General features: G+C 72.0%; 1 protein-coding gene. It reads right to left on the bottom strand.

Annotated features, from left to right (window positions below):
• Window positions 1-1,047 (bottom strand): TrbL/VirB6 family protein (locus AC3EO7_RS37795; RefSeq protein ID WP_488186325.1); only part of this gene is annotated, 1,047 nt, incomplete at both ends.

The following is a 1,047-nucleotide window of genomic DNA, read 5'->3' as shown; positions in this document are numbered from 1 at the left end:
GGCGGCGGCGGAACAGGTTTGACCCGGGCGACCGGGAACGGCAGCGGGTACTGGCCGCTACGGGTCGGCCGAAGGCGCGCGTAGGGATCGGCCGGGGTGGGTTCGGTGAAATCGAAGGCGAGCTGTTCGGGCCGCCGCCGGGGGCCGGGGCGTTCCGGTGGCGGGGCCGGTGCCGGGGGTGTGGGCCGGACCCGGCGCACCGGGACCGGGAGCGGGTACTGGCCCCCGACCCCGGCCCGGATGCCCCGGTACGGGTCCGGCGGGGCGAAGTCGAACGCGAGTTGCCGTCCCCTCGGCGTGCGGGTAGGGCGGGGCGGCGGGGTGCCGGTCGAGTCGGCCGGTGTCGAGCTGGGTTGCCGCGCGACTCGCCGCACACCATCCAAGGGCAGCATCAGCTGCCCGTCTCGCGTCGAGCGCACCCGAGCGAACGGGTCAGCAGACCCCGAGCTCGCCGCGGCGGTGGCGGTGCGTGGTGCTCGCGGGGCGCGGGCGGGTCGTGGGGCGCGCCGGGCAGGTGCGGCCGTGGCGGCGGTTCGGGCGCTGCTCGACGTGGCTCCTTTGAGCAGGCCGAGGGTTTTGTAGGCGAGGAAGCCCCGCGCGATCGACCCGGCGAAGCTGCGGCCTTGGCCGATCTTGAGGACCGACAGCAGCCACATCGGGGTCTTGATCAACACGTACATCAACGCCAAAGCGACGGTGAGGTCGGCGATCTCGTTGGCGTCCGGGCCGAAGAGATGCCATCCGCCCGGGGCGAGCAAAACCCGCAGCACGGTCACCAAGATCAGTGACTGCGCGACCTGGATCGCCAGGCAGGCGGCGAACGAACGCCACCACCACCGCGCCACGCCGTCGATGCCGGGCAGTGCATGACACATCAACGCCAGCGGTGCCGCCACGATCAGCACGATCGTGATCGAGACACGGATGACGTAGCTGATGAGCAGCACGAGCAGCATCACCACCAACGCGAGGTGCAGCAGCAGGAAAAAGCCGTGGCTCTGGCTGGTCACCGCGAGCTCGGCCAGGGCATCGGCGGCCGACCCGGAG

It is taken from the genome of Nocardia sp. bgisy118 (assembly GCF_057708605.1).
Note: the sequence above shows the minus strand (reverse complement) of the source record. Positions and strands in the feature narration are given on the sequence as shown.